Raw genomic sequence first — 20,573 nt, 5'->3', positions numbered from 1 at the left:
CCTACGAAAGCACTGTGTTATTGGATGATTCAAACATCCCACGGGTACGGATGGCGGCTGGCAGAGAGGAGCCACCATCGTGGGAAGCGTCACGACTCCGACATCGGACCGTCGGGCCACCATCTCCCTGTTCTCCCGTCTCCGGACGGCTGACGGACAGGCCGATCCCTTCCCCATCTACGCAGAACTCAGGGCGCGCGGCTCGGTCAGCCCCGCGCCCTGGGGCGGTCACCTCGTGACCGGCTACGGCACCTGCGACCAGGTACTGCGCAACGGCCTCTGGCTCGAACCGGACACCAACTGGCGGGCGCAGCAAGGCGCGCGCACCCGCTGGAGCGCCCCCTCCTCACGTGAGATCAGCCGGACCATGCCCGCGCTCAACCCTCCGGAGCACACCCGGGTGCGCCGGTCGGCCGGCAGCTTCGACCGCACCACGATCGAACAGATCGGCCGCCGGGTGAGCCACGTCGTCGACGGGCTCCTCGACACCCTGCAAGAGCGCCTGCACGCGGGGGAGGCCGACTTCGCGGCACTGGTGGGCGAGGAACTCCCGGTCGCCACCATCGGCGACTGGCTGGGGCTGCCCAGCGCGGACTGGCCCCGGCTGCGGGAACTGACCCACGACCAGGTCTTCACCCAGGAGCTTCTCCCGAACGCCAGCCAGCTGGCCCGTTCCGACGCCGCCATGGTGGAACTGCGGGCCTACTTCCTGGAGTTGGTGCGCGACCGGCGCCGACATCCCGGCGAGGATCCCGTCTCCCGGTGGATACGCACCTGGGACGAGCTCGAACCGGACCAGGACAAGGCCGACGAAGCCGTCTACTTCCTCGCCCTGTTCGTCCTGCTGGCCGCGCTGGAGACGACCGCGACCCTGCTGTCGACCATGACGCTCCACCTGGTCGAGGACCCCGACCGCTGGAGCCTGCTCGCCGAACACCCGGACCTGGTCCCCGCGTTCGTGGAGGAGACCCTTCGCTACGACCCTCCCACCCACGTCATCAGCCGGATCGCCTCCGAGGACTGCCTCCTGGAGGGCGCCGAGGTCAAGGCCGGTGAAATGGCCCACCTCATGGTGGGCGCCGCCCAGCGCGACCCCGCCCGGTTCACCGACCCCGACTCCTTCTCCCCCCGGCGCAAGGCGACCCACCTGGCCTTCAGTGGAGGCATCCACTACTGCCTGGGCGCACCGCTGGCCCGGCTGGAGGCGCAGACCCTGCTCCGCCGCATGATCACCCGTCTGCCGAGACTCACCCTGGTCCGCCGCCCCGCGCTGGCACCCCGGGTGGCGTTCAGGCGACTCCTGAATCTGGACGTTTCACTGACATGAACCCGCCAATATCGCCCAGCGCCGCACCGGTCCCCGTCCGGGAGCCCGTGGACCCCGCGGAGCCCGCGCCTCCCGCCGCGGCCGTGGGCCTCACCCGGACCGGGTCCGTCCTCCACGTGCGGCTCAATCCGTCCGCCCAGGACGACGACGTCCTGAGCTCGGCCGTCCTGGACGCGCTGCTCGCCGTCCTCGACGGCCTCCACGAACAGCCCGACGTCCGCATCCTGGTGCTCTCCTCCCTGGGCGAGGACTTCTGCCTGGGAGCGGACCGCCGGGAGTACCAGGAAGCCCTGGTCACCGATCCGACCGGGGCCACGCTGCGGCGCCTCGCGGACAAGGCCCAACGCCTGTGCCAGGCACTGGAGAACACCCATGCCGTCACGATCGCCCGGCTCCACGGCAAGGTCGTCGGAGCCGGCCTCGCGCTGGCCGCCTACTGCGATCTGCGCGCGGGGGCGGACACCTGCCGCTTCCGTATGCCGGAGATCGGCCTCGGACTCGCACCCGCCTGGGGCGGCGCCATGGGCCGCCTGATCACGGAGGCCGGTGCCGCCCGCATCCGCGAACTCATGCTCACCTGCGACGAGTTCGACGCCCCTACCGCCCACCGCCTCGGGCTCCTCCACAAGTTCGCGCCCCTCGACCAGCTGGACGACACCATCACCGCCTGGACCAGGCCCCTCGCCCGGCGCTCCCCCCAGGCGCTCGTCCTGACCAAACGCATGCTCACCGGCTACGCGAAGGCCGCCCGCACGACCGACACCGCCCTGCTCGACTCCCACCTCCTCGCCGCCCAGCTCGCTCAACCCCGCTGACCGGTACCGCTACCCGGCCGGAACGTGGATGACGGGCGGCGTAGCGCGGTAGGCCTCCCACGGAACCCCTGCGACAGAGTGCCGGCCCGCCGCTTTCCCCGTAGCGGCGGGCCAGTCCGCCAGGAAGTTCCGGAACAACAGGTCGGCCAGGACGCCGCACAGGGCCTGGCGGTCGGGCACCCGCGGTCGCCCTTCCACCTGCTTCGGCGGCGGCTCGGGCAGCAACGGCTCGATGAGCGACCACAGTTCGTCCGACACGATCCACGGCCGCTGCTGACGCTTCCCCATGACCACACCAACCAGCGATCAAGCCGACAGTCACATGATCAACCCGCTTTTGTCAGAGCCAGTTAAGCGGCATCCGGAGGTGACGGGCTGTCCTTTGACGCCGTTGCCCCGGGGAACCGGCTGAGCAACGGCGCCGTGCCGCCGCTCAGCCCGTTCAGATGTCGCGCTTCCTGACCGCCTGCAGCAGGGTGTACATCGCGTCGTCCAGTTGGTGCTGCTGCCGTTGGGACAGCCCGGACAGCAGCGCGGCCTCGTTGGCGGCATGGTCACTCATGGCCGCATCGACGGTCGCCATGCCCTTGTCGGTGAGTGTCACCAGGAAGCTGCGGCGGTCCTCGGGGTCCAACCGCCGGTGGATCAGGCCGGCCCGGTCAAGCCGGTCGAGGCGGTTGGTCATCCCTGCCCGGGACAGCATCAGCTGCTCGGACAGCGCCGACGGGGTCACCACGTAGGGCGGCCCGGACCGGCGGATCGCGGCCAGTACGTCGAACTCTCCGTTTCGCAGGTCGTGGCGGGCGAAAACCTCGTCAAAGGAACGGTTCATGATCGCGGCGAACCTCGTCACCCGCGCCAGGACCTCGACCGGCCACAAGTCCAGGTCAGACCGCTCCCGCCGCCACTGCTCGATCACTCTGTCGACCTCATCGTTCTCACGCATGCCGCCATCATACTATTTGACGAGTGATAGTTCGACGCCTTACTATCTGGGCATCGAACTAAATGCGTTCCGAACACCTGGAGGACCTCATGCGCAAGATCATCGCGAGCCTGTTCGTGTCCCTTGACGGCGTGGCCGAGGCGCCCGACACCTGGCACTTCCCCTACTTCAACGAGGAGATGGGCAACGCCGTCGGCGCGGCCATGGCCGAGTCCGACGCAATGCTGCTCGGCCGCGTCCAGTACCAGCAGTTCGCGGCGTACTGGCCCTCCAGCGAGGATGAGTTCGCCGGCTTCATGAACAACCAGAAGAAGTACGTCGTCACCAACACCCTGACCGAGGCCACCTGGAACAACACCGAGATCATCAGCGGCGACGTGCTCGGCGGGCTCCAGGCGCTCAAGAACTCCGAGGGCAAGGACATCGCCGTGACCGGCAGCCTCACCCTCGTGCGATCACTGCTCACGGCCGGACTGCTCGACCAATTGCAACTGTTGGTCCACCCGATCGTGCTCGGCAAGGGCGCCCGGTGGTTCGACGACCTCGACACCGTCGAACTGCGACTGGCATCGGCCCAGACCTTCTCCACCGGAGTGATCCATCAGACCTACACGCAGGCCTCCTGACCCACCGACCTGCGGCCGGCTGTCAGGTCGTGACCGTGGTGGCCAAAGATCATCACTCTGACCTAGTGCTTGCCAGCGCCCAGGTTCTCGTCGCGCTGAAGCCGTTGATCTAGGACCTGGCGCTGCCGGCAACGAGCAGGCTGACGTTCACCTCTTCGCCGATGGACTGGCCATCGTCCTGGACCTGCTGGTCTTCTCCGTCGGCGTTCGGCTCCTGGTGCAGCCCGTTCCCGCAGCCGTCGCCCACGGCGTTCCCGCTGGGCGACGCCCGATCAAGCTACCCAACGGCGAGACGAAGACCGTGGCGTTCGGCATCCCACTTCGCCACCCCAGCCGTCGTCGTGATCAACACGACCCTGCTGTTCGCCGCCTCAACCACCCCAATCTCAACCCCACGGAGCAGCACCATGTCACTCATCGTCGCGGACTTCGCCGAATCCGTTGTCGTACGCGGCGGCGAAGCCGAGGTCATCGGCCAGGCCCCCATCACGATGCACCTGCTGGCCGACAGCAGTTCCACAGGCGGCGCCCTGTCCACCCAGCGAATCACCCTCACCGACGGAGCCGACGGTGCCAAACCCCACCACCATGCCAACGCCGCCGAACTGTTCTACATGCTCGACGGCACGGCCCAACTGCTGTCCGGCGACCAGATCGTCACCGCACAGACCGGCGACCTGATCGTTGTACCACCCGGGAGAGCCCACGCATTCGCCGCCGCCCCCGGCCTCAACGCCGACATCCTCATCGTCATCACCCCCGGCGTGGAACGTTTCGAATACTTCCGCCACCTGGAACGCATCGCCCACGGCAAGGTCCCACCGGAAAGCCTGCTGGAGGTCCAGGAACTCTACGACACCTACTTCCACAACAGCGCCGCCTGGAACACCCTTCGGCCAAGGCCTGGAGAGTGAAGCAGCAAAGAGAATCAGCAGCAGAACACAGGGCTGGTGAGGCTGGTCGCCCGCCGCGGACAGGCCACCGTCGTACATGTTCGCGGCTTCGGTGAGATCCTGGCTCACCGGCTGGGCCCCACGCTCCCCGCATGGATCGAAGCCGTTGATGCCAGCCGGCTGCCCGGCGAGACCTGGTTCTTCCACGACATGGACGACGATCTCGACGCCTGCGGCGGCCTACGGCACCCTCCCCATCGTCGAAGGGACGGTGATCCGCCTGGACATCGACCACCTGCCCAGCGGAGCAACACCGAAGCCGGTCCGGCTGTGGTGGTCAGGCACCGACGCCACCGCGGCAGACGCCGACCGGCTCTGGCAGGCATACCTGCGACGCTTCGACATCGAGCACACCGTCCGTCTCTTCAAACAGACCCTCGGCTGGACCTCACCGAAGATCCGCACCCCCGAGGCAGCCGACCGATGGACCTGGCTGATCCTCGCCGCCTACACCCAACTGCGGCTCGCCCGGCCGCTGGCGGCCGACCGGCGTCGGCCCTGGGAGAGACCAACTCCGCCGGACAGGCTCACCCCCGCCCGAGTCCGCCGCGACTTCCGGCACATCCGCCCGAAGACCGCCTGCCAGGCCCAAGCGCCGAAACCCTCCCGACCCGGCCCCGGACGACCCCCAGGACGAAAGAACACCCGGCCCACCCCACGCCACGACGTCCACACACCCCACAAAACGCCGGCGGCGAAACAACGAACGAAGACGTCAACCACCTCACGACCACGCCGCACAGGTTAAAGATCAAGCTTATGGCAGGACACGGCCGCGGGGAGGACCACATCGTGGCGCCCTCCTTCAGAACGGCACCTTCAGCCAGGCCGCCCGCAACACCCCGTGGGCCACCCTTTTCGTCACCACCTGAGACAGTCCCTCGCCAGGCAAAGTCGTACCTGGAAGACGCCTCCCGTAGGCGGTGAACGGGCGCCGGAACAAGGTCAGCTACCGGCAGTCCGTAGTCCGAGCAGCCGAACGGGGTACGTCGGCACCCCTTGGCTTACATGCCCCGCCGAAACCGTGAGACACGGGGGGGGGACGACTCGGTGGTGCGATCTGGGGCCGTTTTCAGTACGGGCCGTTTCTCCCCCACGCCGACCGGGCCACGTCGGCAACGGCAGGATCCAGGCGAGCCCAGTTGCCACCACACCACGCCCACTCCGCTACCCGCCGGGCAGAGTGGATGACTCGGCACCGGAGCGAATGCTTCCGGTTTCCCCGCGTCCAGCCAGCGTCCAGAATCCAATGCCCAACCAGCCACAGGAGCCATGTACCGCAAGTTCAACCGCTGCGAACCGGAACATTCGTGCAGGTCAGGAGCATTCGCACTACCGACACCGGCAACGAGGCCGAACTCGCGAGCAGCGGATTCAGTCCGTTCAGGCAAAGTTGACGATCCAACAGGACAAAATGAACGTTTCAGCAGGTCAGAAGCCTGCACAGGTGGGGCGGGTGGGACTCGAACCCACGGCCGACGGATTATGAGTCCGCTGCTCTAACCGGCTGAGCTACCGCCCCATTACGGCGCGTCGCGCACATTTGTACGCGCCGTCTGCCGCAGCATAGCCGCTCATACGATCTCCTGCTTCGGATGGTCGACTTCGCACGACCATGAGGACTGCGGCACGTCACGAGCGGTTCCGGGGGACATGAAAAAGGACCCCAACGGGGTCCTTTTCACTGCTTCCTCACTGTGCTCTCCCGACTGGACTCGAACCAGTAACCTGCCGGTTAACAGCCGGCTGCTCTGCCAATTGAGCTACGGAAGACCGAAGCTCCCCCGACTGGACTCGAACCAGTAACCTGCCGGTTAACAGCCGGCTGCTCTGCCAATTGAGCTACAGGGGAATGCCTCGCTCGCATCGAACGTACTTCCCTGGGTATTCGCCAGGGGGCGTGTGCTCGCTGCGACACATACATTAGCGCAAGCAGGGGGGTGCTCCGCCAATCGGTTCCCCGGCACCGACGCCGTGCCGGACCCCCGGAGCCCACGCAAGGGAACCTACGCAAGGGAAGGATGGCCGTCATGCGCTACAAGCTCACGTTCGTCGCCGGACTGGCTCTGGGTTACGTGCTCGGCACGCGGGCCGGACGCGAGCGCTACGAGCAGCTGAAGAAGTCGGCGCGTCAGGTCGCGCAGAACCCGGCCGTCCGCAACACCGCCGAGACGGCGGCGCAGCAGGGCCGCCAGTACGCGGGCAAGGCCTACCACGCGGTCAGCGAGAAGGTCGGTGACCGCGTCCCCGACTCCGTCGCGGACCGGGTCCGCTCACTCCGCGACCGCAACGCCAACGGCACGGCCGGGGACGACTGGGGGACGAGCAATACGTAACGGCGTATGTCTCCAGGAGGGCGAGTGCACGCCCTGAGGGGCGCGGGGCCGGGTCCATTTGCGGCTCCGCCGTGTGGCGCGACCAGCCACAACGGACCCGCACCCGCCCCGCAGGACGCACCCCTACGGCTTCACGGCCAAACCCGGCGGAGCGATGCGGCAGAATTTCCGCCATGGGGATAGTCGCCGGGTTGGACAGTTCGCCCGATTTCACTCGTATCGTCGTCTGCGACACGGACACGGGGTCCGTGCTCAGGCAGGGATATGCGCCGCATCCGGTCGAAACCGAGACCGAGGGCGGCGGGCGGCCCTCCGATGTCGATCCACAGGCCTGGCTGCTGTCGCTGGGCGAGGCGGCCGGCGGGGGGCTGCTCGAAGGCGTGCAGGCCATCGGTGTGTCCGCGCAGCAGAACGCGCTCGTGCCGTTGGACTCGCAGGGCAACACCGTGCGGCCCGCGATGGTCGGCGGTGACAAGCGGGCGCAGGTCGCGGCGGCCGATCTGATCGACGCGCTCGGCGGGCGCGAGGCGTGGGCGCAGGCGGTGGGTTCCGTACCGCAGGCCGCGCAGCCCGTCACCAAGCTCCGCTGGCTGAACCGGACCGAGCCCGACAACGCCCGCCGAACGACCGCGCTGCTGCAGGCCCATGACTGGCTCGTGTGGCAGTTGCTCGGACGGCCGGTACGGAGGACGACCGACCGGGGCGGCGCTTCCGGGACCGGCTACTGGTCCGCCGCCAGCGGTGGTTACCGGCCCGATCTCGTCGAACTCGCCCTCGGCCACCAGGCCATGCTCCCCGAGGTCATCGGTCCCTCCGACGCGGCCGGTACGACCCCGGAGGGCCTGCTGATCTCCGCCGGTACCGGCGAGACCATGGCTGCCGCCTTCGGGCTCGGGATCGGGTTCGGGGACGCGGTCGTGTCGCTCGGCGCCTCCGGGTCCGTGATGGCCGTGCACCACGAGGCGCTCGTGGACCAGAGCGGGATGATCACCTCGCTGGCCGACGCGACCGGGATGCAGCTGCCGGTCGTCACCACACTCAACGCCGTACGGACCCTGCGCGGAGCCGCCGAGCTGCTCGGGCTGCCCGATCTGGAGAGTCTGTCCGAGCTGGCGATGAAGTCGACGCCCGGTGCGCACGGCCTCGTGTTCCTGCCGTATCTGGAGGGTGAGCGGACGCCCAATCTGCCGCACACCGCCGGGACGTTGGCCGGGCTGCGGCGGGAGTCGATGAAGGCGGAGCATCTGGCGCGGGCCGCCTTCGAGGGCATGCTGTGCGGGCTCGCCGACGCGCTCGACGTGCTGCGCGGACGCGGTGTGGCCGTACGGCGGCTCTTCCTGCTCGGGTCGGCCGCCGAGCTGCCCGCCGTGCAGGCCGCGGCGCCCGCGCTCTTCGGGACGCAGATCGTCGTACCGCAGCCCGCCGACTACGCCGCGATCGGCGCCGCCCGGCAGGCCGCCTGGGCGCTCGGGGTCTCCCAGGGCACCCTCGACCCGCGCAACCCGCCGCCCTGGCAGGGACCGGTCGCCCAGGTCTTCGAACCCGGCGACGAGTTGGCCGTAGGACAGGCCGTGCGGCAGCAGTACGTGTCCGTACGGGAACAGACCCATCCGGGCGCGTTCCGCTCGTAGGTAGGGACAGCCGTCGACGCGAATAAGGCACTTACGGGTGCATAAGCGGCCGTAGGGCACTGCTGTTGGCTTAATCGGTTGAGGTAACGCGGGTGGAGTGTCCGACGATGGGTGCGAGGGGCACACCGCCCGCCCTCCACCCGCCGACTCCGAGAGACCCAGCGTGCTCATACGACTTCTGCGGACCTATCTCAGGCCCTACAGGAAACCCATCGCCCTGCTGGTGCTGCTGCAGTTCCTGCAGACCTGCGCCACCCTCTACCTGCCCACCCTGAACGCGCACATCATCGACAACGGTGTGGTGAAGGGGGACACCGGATACATCCTGTCGTTCGGCGCCCTGATGATCGGGATCTCGCTGGTCCAGGTCGTGTGCAACACGGGTGCCGTCTACTACGGCGCGCGCACCGCCGCGGCCGTCGGCCGGGACATCCGGGGTGCCATCTTCGACAAGGTGCAGTCGTTCTCGGCCCGCGAGGTCGGCCAGTTCGGCGCGCCCTCGCTGATCACCCGGACGACCAATGACGTCCAGCAGGTCCAGATGCTGACCCTGATGACGTTCACCCTGCTCGTGTCGGCGCCGATCATGTGCGTCGGCGGGATCATCCTGGCGCTCGGTCTGGACGTGCCGCTGTCCGGGGTGCTGATCGCGGTGGTGCCGACGCTGACGATCTGCGTGACGCTGATCGTGCGCCGGCTGCGGCCGCTGTTCCGGTCGATGCAGGTGCGCCTCGACGCGGTGAACCGGGTGCTGCGCGAGCAGATCACCGGCAACCGCGTGATCCGCGCCTTCGTCCGGGACGAGTACGAGAAGGACCGGTTCCGCAAGGCCAACAGCGATCTCACCGAGATGCAGTTGAAGACCGGCAACCTGCTCGCGCTGATGTTCCCGGTGGTCATGACCACGGTGAACCTGTCGTCCATCGCCGTCGTGTGGTTCGGCGCGCATCGCATCGCGAGCGGCGGCATGCAGATCGGCGATCTGACCGCGTTCCTCGCCTATCTGATGCAGATCGTGATGTCCGTGATGATGGCCACCTTCATGTTCATGATGGTGCCGCGCGCGGAGGTCTGTGCCGAGCGCATCGAGGAGGTCCTCGACACGGAGAGCAGTGTCGTGCCGCCGGTGGCCCCCGTCTTCGAGCTGCGGCGGCACGGGCATCTGGAGGTCCGCGGGGTCGGCTTCTGTTACCCGGGCGCCGAGGAACCCGTGCTGAGGTCCATCGACCTGGTGGCCCGCCCGGGCGAGACGACGGCCGTGATCGGCTCGACCGGCAGCGGAAAGTCCACCCTTCTGAGTCTGGTCCCGCGGCTGGTTGACGCGACCGACGGCGAGGTCCTCGTCGACGGGGTCGACGTCTCGACCATCGACCCGGTGCTGCTCGCCAAGACGGTCGGCCTGGTCCCGCAGAAGCCATACCTCTTCGCGGGCACGGTCGCGACCAACCTTCGCTACGGCAATCCCGACGCGACCGACGAGGAGTTGTGGCACGCGCTGGAGGTGGCGCAGGCCAAGGGCTTCGTCGAGGGGCTGGAGAACGGGCTGGACTCCCCCATCGCGCAGGGCGGCACGAACGTCTCCGGCGGTCAGCGGCAGCGGCTCGCGATCGCGCGCACGCTGGTGCAGCGGCCGGAGATCTACCTCTTCGACGACTCCTTCTCCGCCCTCGACTACGCGACCGACGCGGCGCTGCGGGCGGCGCTCTCGCAGGAGACCGCCGAGGCGACCGTGGTGATCGTGGCGCAGCGGGTGGCGACCATCAGGGACGCCGACCGGATCGTCGTACTCGACGAGGGGCGGGTCGTGGGGGTGGGGCGCCATCACGAGTTGATGGCGGACAACGAGACGTATCGGGAGATCGTGCTCTCCCAGTTGACGGAAGCGGAGGCTGCCTGATGGCCGGGCCCATGGGGCGGATGATGGCCGGGACGGGCCCCGACGCCCGTTCGATGGACTTCAAGGAGTCCGGCAAACGGCTGATCGGCCAGTTCAGGCCGGAGCGGCTGACCATCGGCCTGCTGCTGGTGTGTGTGGTGATCAGTGTCGGGCTGAACGTGGTGGGGCCGAAGATCCTCGGCAGCGCCACCGACCTGGTCTTCGCGGGCATCATCGGGCGGCAGATGCCGGCCGGGACGACCAAGGCGCAGGCCCTCCAGGCGATGCGCGACCGGGGCCAGGGTTCGGTCGCGGACATGCTCAAGAGCACGGACTTCACCCCGGGCAAGGGCATCGACTTCACCTCGGTGGGGCATGTGCTGCTGCTCGCGCTGGGCACGTTCATGGTGGCCGGGCTGCTGATGGCGGTGGCGACCCGGATGGTCAACCGGGCGGTCAACCGGACCATGTTCCGGCTGCGCGAGAGCGTGCAGACGAAGATGTCGCGCCTCCCCCTGTCGTACTTCGACAAGCGCCAGCGCGGTGAGGTCCTCTCCCGCGCGACCAACGACATCGACAACATCGGCCAGACCCTCCAGCAGTCGATGGGCCAGCTGATCAACTCGCTGCTCACGATCATCGGCGTCCTCGCGATGATGTTCTGGGTGTCCTGGCTGCTCGCCCTGGTCGCGCTGGTGACCGTGCCGCTGTCGTTCCTCGTCGCCACCCGTATCGGCAAGCGCTCGCAGCCGCACTTCGTGCAGCAGTGGCGCTCGACGGGCAAGCTCAACGCGCACGTCGAGGAGATGTACACCGGGCACACCCTGGTGAAGGTGTTCGGCCGCCAGGACGAGTCGGCGCAGCTGTTCGCCGAGCAGAACGACGCGCTGTACGAGGCGGGCTTCAAGGCGCAGTTCAACAGCGGTGTCATGCAGCCGCTGATGATGTTCGTGTCGAACCTCAACTACGTGCTGGTGGCCGTGGTCGGCGGCCTGCGCGTCGCCTCGGGCTCCCTGTCCATCGGTGACGTACAGGCCTTCGTGCAGTACTCGCGCCAGTTCTCGATGCCGCTGACACAGGTCGCGTCGATGGCGAACCTGGTCCAGTCCGGCGTCGCCTCCGCCGAGCGGATCTTCGAACTCCTCGACGCCGAGGAGCAGAAGCCCGACCCGATGCCGAGCGAACGCCCGGAGGAACTCCGCGGCCTGGTCGCCCTGGAGCACGTCTCCTTCCGCTACGACCCCGACAAGCCGCTCATCGAGGACCTCTCGCTGACGGTGGAACCGGGCCACACGGTCGCGATCGTCGGCCCGACCGGCGCCGGCAAGACCACCCTCGTCAACCTCCTCATGCGGTTCTACGAGGTCTCCGGCGGGCGTATCACCCTCGACGGCGTCGACATCGCGCGGATGTCCCGGGACGAACTCCGGTCCGGGATCGGCATGGTGCTCCAGGACACCTGGCTGTTCGGCGGCTCCATCGCGGACAACATCGCGTACGGGGCCTCTCGCGAGGTCACCCGGGGCGAGATCGAGGAGGCGGCGCGGGCGGCGCACGCCGACCGGTTCGTCCGTACGCTGCCCGACGGCTACGACACGGTGATCGACGACGAGGGCACGGGGGTCAGCGCCGGTGAGAAGCAGCTCATCACCATCGCGCGGGCGTTCCTGTCCGACCCGACGATCCTGGTCCTCGACGAGGCGACGTCTTCAGTCGACACCCGCACGGAGGTGTTGATCCAGAAGGCGATGGCCAAACTCGCCCACGGGCGTACGTCGTTCGTGATCGCGCACCGGCTCTCCACGATCCGGGACGCGGACACGATCCTGGTCATGGAGAACGGCTCGATCGTCGAACAGGGCGCGCATGCGGATCTGTTGGCGGCGGACGGGGCGTATGCGCGCCTGTACAAGGCGCAGTTCGCCCAGGCGGTGGCGGAGGTGGACTAGCGGTTCGTTGTTCGGCTGACCGTCCGTCGTGGCTGGTCGCGCAGTTCCCCGCGCCCCTGAAACACACCGTGCGTTTGAGGGGCGCGGGGAACTGCGCGGCCCGCCCCCACCGGGCCGCAGCCGGGATCAATCCAGATAACCCCTCAGCTGATCCGCAAAAGCGTGATCCCGCAGCTTGTTCAGCGTCTTGGACTCGATCTGCCGTATCCGCTCCCGCGTCACGCCAAAGATGCGGCCAATCTCCTCCAGCGTGCGTGGGCGGCCGTCCGCCAAGCCGTACCGCAGCTGTACGACCTTCCGCTCCCGCTCCCCCAGCGTCGACAGCACAGCTTCAAGGTGCTGCCTCAGCAACAGGAACGCCGCCGACTCCACGGGACTCGTCGCGTCGCCGTCCTCGATCAGATCGCCGAGGGCGACGTCGTCCTCCTCCCCCACCGGCGCGTGCAACGACACCGGCTCCTGAGCCAGTCGGAGCACCTCGCTGACGCGCTCCGGCGCGAGGTCGAGGTGGTCGGCCACCTCTTCCGGAGTCGGTTCGTAGCCGCGCTCCTGGAGCATCCGGCGCTGGACGCGGACGACCCGATTGATCAGCTCGACGACATGCACCGGGACACGAATCGTGCGGGCCTGGTCGGCGAGGGCGCGGGACATGGCCTGGCGGATCCACCAGGTCGCGTACGTCGAGAACTTGTAGCCGCGGGCGTAGTCGAACTTCTCGACTGCCCTGATCAGCCCGAGGTTTCCCTCCTGGACGAGGTCGAGCATGGTCAGCCCGCGCCCGACGTACCGCTTGGCCACGGAGACGACCAGCCTCAGGTTCGCCTCGATCAGACGGCGCTTGGCCATCCGGCCCATGACGACCAACTTGTCCAGGTCGAGGGCGAGTTGGCTGTCCAGGTCGGTGGCGCCGCCGAGCTTCTCCTCGGCGAACAGGCCGGCCTCGACCCGGCGGGCGAGGTCGACCTCCTCGGCCGCGGTGAGCAGCGGGATGCGGCCGATCTCGCGCAGGTACTGGCGGAACAGGTCCGAGGAGGGTGCGCCGTTGTCGGCGGTGACCCTGCTGCGGGGCCGTACGGCGGGCTCGGGGGCCTCCGCGGTCTCCACCGCTTCGGCCGTCGGTTCTTCGAGCTCGGGCGGGCTCTCCGGGTCCGCGGTCTCGGGATGGTGCGCGGCACGGCTCTGCGGAGGGACGGTCGCGAGGACATCGGTCTCCGCTTCCGGTTCCGCGCCGTCCGTCGTGCTGGTCTCGGTCTGGTCGAGGGTCTGGGTCTGCACGGGGGCGACCTCCAGGATGATCGCTGCCAGGGGGTACGGCAGCGGTACTTCAGGGGCGGAGTCGGCGGCCTCGCCGCTGTCCGTCCCGTACTCGATGAGCGGAACCGCGGGGGTGAAGGACCCGCTGGGGACGGATCGGCCGCGCTCCGAGGACTCAGGCACCGGAACCCAGTGTGGAGTACGACACATCGCCGCCACGAGGGGCGTGCGGTGACTTTTTGAGTCCGTGCCGTGACTACGTGCTCAGAGCGCTGTGGCGCCGTGCACCTGGAGTGCCTGGTCGTACTGCTGAAGCACCCACAACTCGTTCTGTACGGCGGCCAGTTCCGCCGAGTCGCCGTGGCTGCCGAGGCGGGTGAGCGAGCCCTGGACGTCGCCGATGCGGCGTACGACGGCTCTTCGGCGGACGGTGACGAGCTGCTCGCCCGCGTAGTTCTCGTCGACCGTGCGGCGCATGATCGCCTCGACGGCCAGCTCGGTGACCATCGCGCGGACCGCGTCGTCCGGTGCCGCCTCGCGGACGCGGACGAGGTAGTCCTGCGCGTCCTGGAGGCCGTACTCGGCGCCGCCCGCCTCGATGATCGCCTCGCGTACGGCCGCGTAGGGCGGCGCGGTGAACTCGTCCACGCCGTACGCGTCGAAGGCCGGGGAGACCAGGTCGGGGCGCTGGAGGGCGAGTTTGAGGAGTTCGCGCTCGGTGGCGAAGACCGGGTTGCGCAGGGTGAGGGCGGGGCCGCCGGTGGGGGTGCGGGGGGTGGTGTCGTAGTGCTGCTCGGCGCCGCCCCTCGCCGGTGCCGGGCCCTTGCCGCCGCGGTCTCGGGCCCAACGGGCCAGCTGGGCGACCCGCTTGACCACGAACTGGGTGTCCAGGATGCCGAGCATGCCGGCGAGCTGGACGGCGACCTCGTGCTGGGCGCCGCTGTTCTTGATGCGGGCGACGATCGGGGCGGCCTCGTCCAGGGCGGAGGCGCGGCCGGCGGGGGTGTCGAGGTCGTAGCGGACGACGATCTGGCGGAGCGCGAACTCGAAGAGCGGGGTGCGGGGTTGGACCAGGTCGGCGACCGCCTCGTCGCCCTTGGCGAGGCGCAGCTCGCAGGGGTCCATGTTGTCCGGGGCGATCGCGATGTACGTCTCGGCGGCGAACTTCTGGTCGTCCTCGAAGGCGCGCAGGGCCGCCTTCTGGCCGGCCGCGTCGCCGTCGAAGGTGAAGATCACGCGCGCGCTGCCGTTGTCCATCAGCAGCCTGCGGAGGATCTTGATGTGGTCGCCGCCGAAGGCCGTGCCGCAGGTGGCGATGGCGGTGGTGACTCCGGCGAGGTGGCAGGCCATGACGTCGGTGTAGCCCTCGACGACGACCGCGCGGGACGACTTGGCGATGTCCTTCTTGGCGAGGTCGATGCCGTAGAGGACCTGTGACTTCTTGTAGATAGCGGTGTCGGGCGTGTTGAGGTACTTCGGGCCGTTGTCCGACTCGTAGAGCTTGCGGGCGCCGAAGCCGACGACCTCGCCGCCGATGTCGCGGATGGGCCACATCAGGCGGCCGCGGAAGCGGTCGATGGGGCCGCGGCGGCCCTCCTGGGCGAGGCCGGAGAGGAGGATCTCCTTGTCGGTGAAGCCCTTGCCGCGGAGGAAGCGGGTGAGGTGGTCCCAGCCCTGCGGGCTGTAGCCGACGGAGAAGTGCTCGGCGGCGGACTGGTCGAAGCCGCGCTCGGCGAGGAACTTGCGGCCGGTGTCCGCCTCGGGGCTGACGGCGAGCTGCTCCACGTAGTAGTCGGCGGCGACCTTGTGGGCCTCGACCAGGCGGATGCGCTCGCCGCGCTGGTTGGCGGGGTTGTACCCGCCCTCCTCGTACCGCAGCGTGATGCCGGCCTGGGCGGCCAGACGCTCGACCGACTCGGAGAACGTGAGGTGGTCGACCTTCATCACGAACGTGATGGTGTCGCCGCCCTCCTGGCAGCCGAAGCAGTGGAAGAGACCCTTGCTGGGGCTGACCTGGAAGGACGGCGACTTCTCGTCGTGGAACGGGCAGAGACCCTTGAGGTTGCCGCCGCCCGCGTTCCGCAGCTGGAGGTACTCGGACACCACGGCGTCGATCGGGACCGCGTCCCGAACCGCCTTCACGTCCTCGTCGTTGATCCGTCCTGCCACGCGTGAATTCTACGGGGCCGGACTGACACCAGTGACGACGAGAGCGTTCAGACGCCCAGGCTGTCCAGTGGAACGTGTGGGTCCGCAAGGGCCTCGGTGTCCACCTGCGCCCGGGAGCGGATGAGCTGCTGGATGGGCTCTGTGACGTCCCACACATTCACGTTCATCCCGGCCAGCACACGGCCCTCCTTGAGCCAGAACGCGATGAACTCCCGCTTGCCCGCGTCTCCCCGGATCACCACTTCGTCGTAGGAGCCCGGGGGCGCCCAGCCGGAGTACTCCATACCCAAGTCGTACTGGTCGGAGAAGAAATAGGGCACGCGGTCGTAGGTGACGTCCTTGCCGAGCATCGCGCGGGCCGCCGCCGGGCCGCCGTTGAGGGCGTTCGCCCAGTGCTCCACCCGCAGGCGGGTGCCGAAGAGGGCGTGGTGGAAGGCGGCCACGTCGCCGGCCGCGTAGATGTCGGGGTCGGAGGTGCGCAGCCGTTCGTCGACGGCTATGCCGCCGCCGTGCGCGCGGTCGGCCAGCTCCAGTCCCGCCGCCTCGGCGAGCCCGGTGCGCGGGGCCGCGCCGATCGCCGCGAGGACGTCGTGCGCGGGGTGCTCCTCGCCGTCGTCGGTGCGGGCGGCGAGCACCATGCCGTCCTGGCCGACGATCTCGGTGAGCCGGGCGCCGAAGTGGAAGCGCACGCCGTGCTCGGCGTGCAGGTCGGCGAAGAGCTGGCCCAGTTCGGGGCCGAGGACGCCGTGCAGCGGCGTCTGGGACGGTTCCACGACGGTGACCTCGGCGCCGTACTCCCGGGCCGCCGCCGCGACCTCCAGGCCGATCCAGCCGCCGCCGGCGATCACCAGATGGCCGTTGTCCCGGCCCAGGGACGCCAGCACGTTCTTCAGGCGCTCGGCGTGCGAGAGGCGGCGCAGGTGGTGGACGCCCGCGAGGTCCGTGCCCGGGATGTCCAGGCGGCGGGGCTCGGAGCCGGTCGCGATGAGCAACTTGTCGTAGCGGACCAGGGTGCCGTCGTCCCCGAAGCGCACCGTCTTCGCCGTACGGTCGACGGCGTCGACGGTCTGGCCCAGGTGCAGCTCGATGTCGTTCTGCGCGTACCAGGCGGGTTCGTGCACGAAGACGCTGTCGCGCTCCTCCTTACCGAGGAGGTAGCCCTTGGACAGCGGCGGGCGCTCGTACGGGTGGTCGCGTTCGTCGCAGATCAGTATCACGCGGCCGGTGAAGCCCTCCGCTCGGAGCGTCTCGGCCGCCTTGGCGCCGGCCAGGCCTCCTCCGATGATGACGAACGTCTGATCCGCGTCGACCACTTGATGCCTCCTCGTAAGGGTGCCGCCATATGCGAGCGTCCCGCACGCAGTGTGATGCGGGAAGGGGGTGTGGACCGATCAGGCCACGGAGGGTCACATTCGGGCTTGTTTCGCGTCACTGTGCCCCAGCGATGTGAGATGCGCGTGAAGAGACCGCGCCGACGCGTCGGTGAGTGACGCGATCTGATCGACGATCACCCGCTTGCGGGCGCGGTCGTCGGGCGCCTCGTCGAACTGGGCGCGGAACTGCGGTTCCAGACCGTCGGGCGCGCGCGTCGTGAGCACGTCGGCGAGTTCGGCGACCACGATGCGCTCGTCGGCGCGGATGCGCTCCTGCTCCGCGCGCTGCATCACGTACCGGTCGGCGACCGCCTTGAGGACCGCGCATTCCAGCCGCGCCTCGTGCGGTACGACGAGTTCGGCCTCGTAGCGGGTGAGGCGGCCGGTGCCGTACGCCGCGCGCGTGGCGGACTCGGCGGCCAGGCAGAAGCGGCCGATGAGCTGGCTGGTGGCGTCCTTGAGGCGGGCCTGAGCCGCGGCCGAACCGTCGTAGCCGTGCGGCCACCAGTCCTGGTCCTGGAGCCGGTCGAGGGCTTCGGCGAGTTCGGCGGGGTCGGTGTCCGCGGGCACGTAGCGGCCTATGGCGACCGCGAAGACCGCCTGCCGTTCGGGCTCCGCGTGCAGGCAGTTGGGGTCGATGTGGCCCGCGTGCAGGCCGTCCTCGACGTCGTGCACGGAGTACGCCACGTCGTCCGACCAGTCCATCACCTGGGCCTCGAAGCACGTGCGGGTGCCGGGGGCGCCCTCGCGGACCCAGTCGAAGACGGGTCTGTCGTCCTCGTAGACGCCGAACTTCGGGGACTTGGGGTCGGTGGGGTGCCCTCCGCGCGGCCAGGGGTACTTGGTGGCCGCGTCGAGGGCGGCACGGGTGAGGTTGAGGCCGACGCTCACCATCTCGCCCGTCGTGTCACTTCTTACGAAGCGCTTCGGTTCGATGCGGGTGAGGAGTCTGAGGGACTGCGCGTTGCCCTCGAAGCCGCCGCAGTCGTCGGCGAACTCGTTGAGTGCCTGTTCGCCGTTGTGGCCGAAGGGGGGATGCCCCAGGTCGTGGGAGAGGCAGGCCGCCTCCACCAGGTCCGGGTCGCAACCCAGGGCCGCGCCCAGCTCTCGGCCTACCTGGGCGCACTCCAGGGAGTGGGTCAGGCGGGTGCGGGGGCTGGCGTCCCAGGCCTGGCTGCGGGTTCCCGGGGTGACCACCTGGGTTTTGCCCGCGAGGCGGCGGAGGGCGGCGGAGTGGAGGATTCGGGCGCGGTCGCGTTGGAAGGCGGTGCGGCCGGGGCGTTTGTCGGGCTCGGTCGCCCAGCGGGCGACTGACGTCGGGTCGTAGGGGTGGGGTGCTGCTGTGCGTGTACCTGCGGTGCCTGCGGTGCCTTCCATGGTTCGACAGTAAGCGGCGGTAGTGACAATTCGGGAGTTGCGGGGCGCCTATGCGTTTGCCGGGTGCGGTTCGGGGGCGGGTGCGGGTACGGGTGCGTTGGACTGGTCGCGCCCACGCGGCGGAGCCGCACATCGATACAGCCCCGCGCCCCTTGGGGAGATGGCCCCGCCGCTGGCTGCCAGGGTCTGGTCGTAGCGGTGGAGGACCAGGCGGGCCATCGCGGGGTGGGCTCCCAGGGGGGCCGACGCGATCCAGGGGGCCCGTTCCGCGCACTGTGTCGCGAAGCGGCCCGGGGCCGTGAAGCAGGATGCCACTGCCACCCTGTGGTGGCCTCGGGCGGTGAGGGTGTGGATCGCCTCGGGGATCGTGGGGGTCGCCGCTGAGGCGTAGGCCGGGATCACGGGGACGCCGAGACGGTCGGCCAGGAGGTGGGCCGTGCGGTTGGTGTCCAGCTTCGACTCCGGGTCTCGGGAGCCTGCCGCTGCCAGGACCACGGCGCTCGCCCTGCGGGTCCTGTCGTCCATCCTTGTGCGCCAACCCGCCTGCACCAGGCGGTCGTAGAGGGTCTCCACCAGGAGGGGGTGTGGGCCCAGAGGGGGTGCCACGCGCGTGCGTGCCTGTGCCTTCGCGGCCAGCTCGGGGATGTCCTGCTTCACGTGGTAGCCGCGGGACAGGAGGAGGGGGACCAAGATGGCTTCCGCGGTGGGCAGTTGGGCGAGGGTGTCCGGGAGGCGGGGCTCGTTGAGTTCGATGTGGCCCACGTGGACGGGAAGGCCCGGGCGGAGCTCGCGGACGCGGTCCATGAGGGCTCGTACGGTGTTCAGGGCGCGCGGGTCGCGGCTGCCGTGGGCCACCAGGACGAGGGCGGGCGGGACGGGGCGTCTGGTGCCGTTCAGGGAGACGAGGCTGAGCTGGTCGGCGAGTTGGCTGCTGATCCGGTTCATGAGATGCGCCGTACTGTCGAGGGTCGTGGACTCGTCCTGAGGGTGGTTCGACGCCGTCATGGAGTGATGGTGGCGGTAGGAGGTTGCCGCCCCGTTGCCCGGGGATGACGGGGCTTTTCCGGGGGTTCACGGTGGGGTTCGGGGGGTGTGTGAGGTGACGTGACCTGCGCCTTACGGATTCACAGTGAAGCCGGTCACACTGCGGACGGCGAACCGGGGCGGGTCACGGCGCGTCTGGACTGTCGAACCCGTACGGGAGGGGCCCCTTGATGCGTTCGATGCGTGCAGTGCGTCGCCCGAGACTTCGCCGGCCTCGGCCGCGGCTGCCCCGCACGCGCGCGGGATGGCGGCAGTTCGTGCAGGTGGTGGCCGCCGGGTGTGTCGTCGCGCTGCTTCCGGCGACCTGGTTGTGGGTGTCCACGGCCGACCGGCTGCGGACCCTCCAGGACGCGCCGCGCACCGATGTCGCCGTGGTGTTCGGCGCCGGGCTGTGGGACGGCGAGCCGTCTCCGTATCTCGCGCACCGGCTGGACGCGGCGGCGACGCTGTACCGGGAGGGCCGGGTGAAGGTCGTCCTGGTGACCGGCGACAACAGCCGCGAGGACTACGACGAGCCGGACGCGATGCGCGTCTACCTGGCGAAGCACGGGGTGCCCCGCGCGCGCGTGGTGACCGATTACGCCGGTTTCGACACCTGGGACTCCTGCGTCCGCGCCAAGAAGATCTTCGGCGTCGACAAGGCCGTACTCATCAGCCAGAACTTCCACATCCGGCGGGCGGTCGCGCTGTGCGACGCGGCGGGGGTCGACTCCTACGGCGTGGGTGTCGACGACACGCACGACGTGACCTGGTACTACGGCGGCACCCGCGAGGTGTTCGCGGCGGGCAAGGCGGCGCTGGACCTGATGTTCCACCCCGATCCGCACTTCCTCGGGCCGAAGGAGACGGGCATCACGCGGGCGCTGGCCTCCGGCGACTGAAGCCCGCGCCAACTGC

The 20,573-nt window shown here is 69.2% G+C and carries 15 protein-coding genes, 3 tRNA genes and 2 pseudogenes; 10 read left to right on the top strand and 10 right to left on the bottom strand.

From position 1 onward, the window contains the following. Window positions 1-79: 79 nt before the first annotated feature. Complete coding sequence (locus tag OG226_RS33445) at window positions 80-1,327, top strand: cytochrome P450 (protein WP_329350978.1); 1,248 nt, start codon at window positions 80-82, stop codon at window positions 1,325-1,327. Beyond that, window positions 1,324-2,142, top strand: coding sequence for an enoyl-CoA hydratase/isomerase family protein (locus OG226_RS33440; RefSeq protein ID WP_329350977.1), 819 nt, complete (start codon window positions 1,324-1,326; stop codon window positions 2,140-2,142). The genes OG226_RS33445 and OG226_RS33440 overlap by 4 nt, the downstream gene beginning before the upstream one ends. Window positions 2,143-2,289: 147 nt before the next feature. Here OG226_RS33440 and OG226_RS33435 read toward each other — a convergent pair. Further along, a pseudogene (locus tag OG226_RS33435) lies at window positions 2,290-2,430 on the bottom strand (transposase); the annotation flags it as partial. A gap of 154 nt (window positions 2,431-2,584) precedes the next feature. Then, window positions 2,585-3,088, bottom strand: coding sequence for a MarR family winged helix-turn-helix transcriptional regulator (locus tag OG226_RS33430; protein ID WP_329350976.1), 504 nt, complete (start codon window positions 3,086-3,088; stop codon window positions 2,585-2,587). Window positions 3,089-3,177: 89 nt separating this feature from the next. Here OG226_RS33430 and OG226_RS33425 point away from each other — a divergent pair, with 89 nt between their 5' ends. From OG226_RS33425 to OG226_RS33415, 3 genes and pseudogenes are all read left to right on the top strand, one after another. After that, entirely contained in the window at window positions 3,178-3,714 is a 537-nt protein-coding gene (locus OG226_RS33425) for a dihydrofolate reductase family protein (RefSeq protein WP_329350975.1), read from the top strand. A 407-nt stretch (window positions 3,715-4,121) separates the two neighbouring features. Next, complete coding sequence (locus OG226_RS33420) at window positions 4,122-4,628, top strand: cupin domain-containing protein (RefSeq protein ID WP_329350974.1); 507 nt, start codon at window positions 4,122-4,124, stop codon at window positions 4,626-4,628. Window positions 4,629-4,830: 202 nt separating this feature from the next. Beyond that, window positions 4,831-5,415, top strand: a pseudogene (locus OG226_RS33415) (NF041680 family putative transposase); the annotation flags it as partial. Between the two features lie 700 nt (window positions 5,416-6,115). Here OG226_RS33415 and OG226_RS33410 read toward each other — a convergent pair. The 3 genes from OG226_RS33410 to OG226_RS33400 all read right to left on the bottom strand — a co-directional run bounded on the left by OG226_RS33410 (window position 6,116) and on the right by OG226_RS33400 (window position 6,519). Next, a tRNA-Ile gene (locus OG226_RS33410) sits at window positions 6,116-6,189 on the bottom strand. A 178-nt stretch (window positions 6,190-6,367) separates the two neighbouring features. Continuing rightward, window positions 6,368-6,440 (bottom strand) — tRNA-Asn (locus tag OG226_RS33405). Window positions 6,441-6,446: 6 nt separating this feature from the next. Further along, window positions 6,447-6,519 (bottom strand) — tRNA-Asn (locus tag OG226_RS33400). 178 nt (window positions 6,520-6,697) lie between these two features. Between OG226_RS33400 and OG226_RS33395 the strand changes: the two genes are divergently transcribed. The 4 genes from OG226_RS33395 (at window position 6,698) to OG226_RS33380 (ending at window position 12,459) form a co-directional block, all read left to right on the top strand. Beyond that, window positions 6,698-7,003 carry a YtxH domain-containing protein gene (locus OG226_RS33395; RefSeq protein WP_328683520.1) on the top strand — a complete coding sequence of 102 codons (306 nt, stop codon included), beginning with the start codon at window positions 6,698-6,700 and terminating at the stop codon, window positions 7,001-7,003. Window positions 7,004-7,176: 173 nt separating this feature from the next. After that, window positions 7,177-8,634, top strand: a complete 1,458-nt coding sequence (locus OG226_RS33390) for a xylulokinase (protein WP_328683519.1) — start codon at window positions 7,177-7,179, stop codon at window positions 8,632-8,634. A 163-nt stretch (window positions 8,635-8,797) separates the two neighbouring features. Then, on the top strand, window positions 8,798-10,531 hold the full coding sequence (locus tag OG226_RS33385) for an ABC transporter ATP-binding protein (protein ID WP_329350973.1): 1,734 nt from the start codon (window positions 8,798-8,800) through the stop codon (window positions 10,529-10,531). After that, window positions 10,531-12,459: an ABC transporter ATP-binding protein gene (locus tag OG226_RS33380; protein ID WP_329350972.1), complete on the top strand. Its 1,929-nt coding sequence runs from the start codon at window positions 10,531-10,533 to the stop codon at window positions 12,457-12,459. The genes OG226_RS33385 and OG226_RS33380 overlap by 1 nt, the downstream gene beginning before the upstream one ends. Window positions 12,460-12,585: 126 nt before the next feature. On the opposite strand, the gene OG226_RS33375 is transcribed toward OG226_RS33380, so the two are convergent. The 5 genes from OG226_RS33375 to OG226_RS33355 form a co-directional block, all read right to left on the bottom strand. After that, window positions 12,586-13,896, bottom strand: coding sequence for an RNA polymerase sigma factor (locus OG226_RS33375; protein WP_328683516.1), 1,311 nt, complete (start codon window positions 13,894-13,896; stop codon window positions 12,586-12,588). Between the two features lie 81 nt (window positions 13,897-13,977). After that, window positions 13,978-15,882, bottom strand: a complete 1,905-nt coding sequence (gene dnaG, locus OG226_RS33370; RefSeq protein WP_328683515.1) for a DNA primase — start codon at window positions 15,880-15,882, stop codon at window positions 13,978-13,980. Window positions 15,883-15,929: 47 nt separating this feature from the next. Then, the gene (locus OG226_RS33365; protein ID WP_328683514.1) at window positions 15,930-17,195 is read right to left on the bottom strand and encodes an NAD(P)/FAD-dependent oxidoreductase; all 1,266 of its coding nucleotides are present in this window, start codon (window positions 17,193-17,195) and stop codon (window positions 15,930-15,932) included. 93 nt (window positions 17,196-17,288) lie between these two features. Beyond that, window positions 17,289-18,632 (bottom strand): deoxyguanosinetriphosphate triphosphohydrolase, encoded by a 1,344-nt coding sequence (locus OG226_RS33360; RefSeq protein ID WP_329350971.1) that lies wholly within the window; start codon window positions 18,630-18,632, stop codon window positions 17,289-17,291. 48 nt (window positions 18,633-18,680) lie between these two features. Continuing rightward, the gene (locus tag OG226_RS33355) at window positions 18,681-19,637 is read right to left on the bottom strand and encodes a sirohydrochlorin chelatase (protein WP_329350970.1); all 957 of its coding nucleotides are present in this window, start codon (window positions 19,635-19,637) and stop codon (window positions 18,681-18,683) included. Window positions 19,638-19,855: 218 nt separating this feature from the next. Between OG226_RS33355 and OG226_RS33350 the strand changes: the two genes are divergently transcribed. Beyond that, entirely contained in the window at window positions 19,856-20,557 is a 702-nt protein-coding gene (locus tag OG226_RS33350; RefSeq protein ID WP_443044825.1) for a SanA/YdcF family protein, read from the top strand. Window positions 20,558-20,573: the final 16 nt, after the last annotated feature.

Origin of the sequence: Streptomyces sp. NBC_01261 (assembly GCF_036226385.1) — a bacterium.
Classification (GTDB): Bacteria; Actinomycetota; Actinomycetes; order Streptomycetales; family Streptomycetaceae; genus Streptomyces.
The sequence above is the reverse complement of the archived record's forward strand: the minus strand, read 5'-3'. Positions and strand labels throughout refer to the sequence as shown.

Excerpts from the sequence above, each read along its gene's own strand:
- OG226_RS33395 (WP_328683520.1), top strand. The coding sequence starts at position 6,698 with ATGCGCTACAAGCTCACGTTCGTCGCCGGACTGGCTCTGGGTTACGTG.
- OG226_RS33360 (WP_329350971.1), bottom strand. The coding sequence starts at position 18,632 with ATGGAAGGCACCGCAGGCACCGCAGGTACACGCACAGCAGCACCCCAC.
- OG226_RS33430 (WP_329350976.1), bottom strand. The coding sequence starts at position 3,088 with ATGCGTGAGAACGATGAGGTCGACAGAGTGATCGAGCAGTGGCGGCGG.
- OG226_RS33425 (WP_329350975.1), top strand. The coding sequence starts at position 3,178 with ATGCGCAAGATCATCGCGAGCCTGTTCGTGTCCCTTGACGGCGTGGCC.
- OG226_RS33355 (WP_329350970.1), bottom strand. The coding sequence starts at position 19,637 with ATGACGGCGTCGAACCACCCTCAGGACGAGTCCACGACCCTCGACAGT.
- OG226_RS33440 (WP_329350977.1), top strand. The coding sequence starts at position 1,324 with ATGAACCCGCCAATATCGCCCAGCGCCGCACCGGTCCCCGTCCGGGAG.
- OG226_RS33390 (WP_328683519.1), top strand. The coding sequence starts at position 7,177 with ATGGGGATAGTCGCCGGGTTGGACAGTTCGCCCGATTTCACTCGTATC.
- OG226_RS33380 (WP_329350972.1), top strand. The coding sequence starts at position 10,531 with ATGGCCGGGCCCATGGGGCGGATGATGGCCGGGACGGGCCCCGACGCC.
- OG226_RS33420 (WP_329350974.1), top strand. The coding sequence starts at position 4,122 with ATGTCACTCATCGTCGCGGACTTCGCCGAATCCGTTGTCGTACGCGGC.
- OG226_RS33350 (WP_443044825.1), top strand. The coding sequence starts at position 19,856 with ATGCGTGCAGTGCGTCGCCCGAGACTTCGCCGGCCTCGGCCGCGGCTG.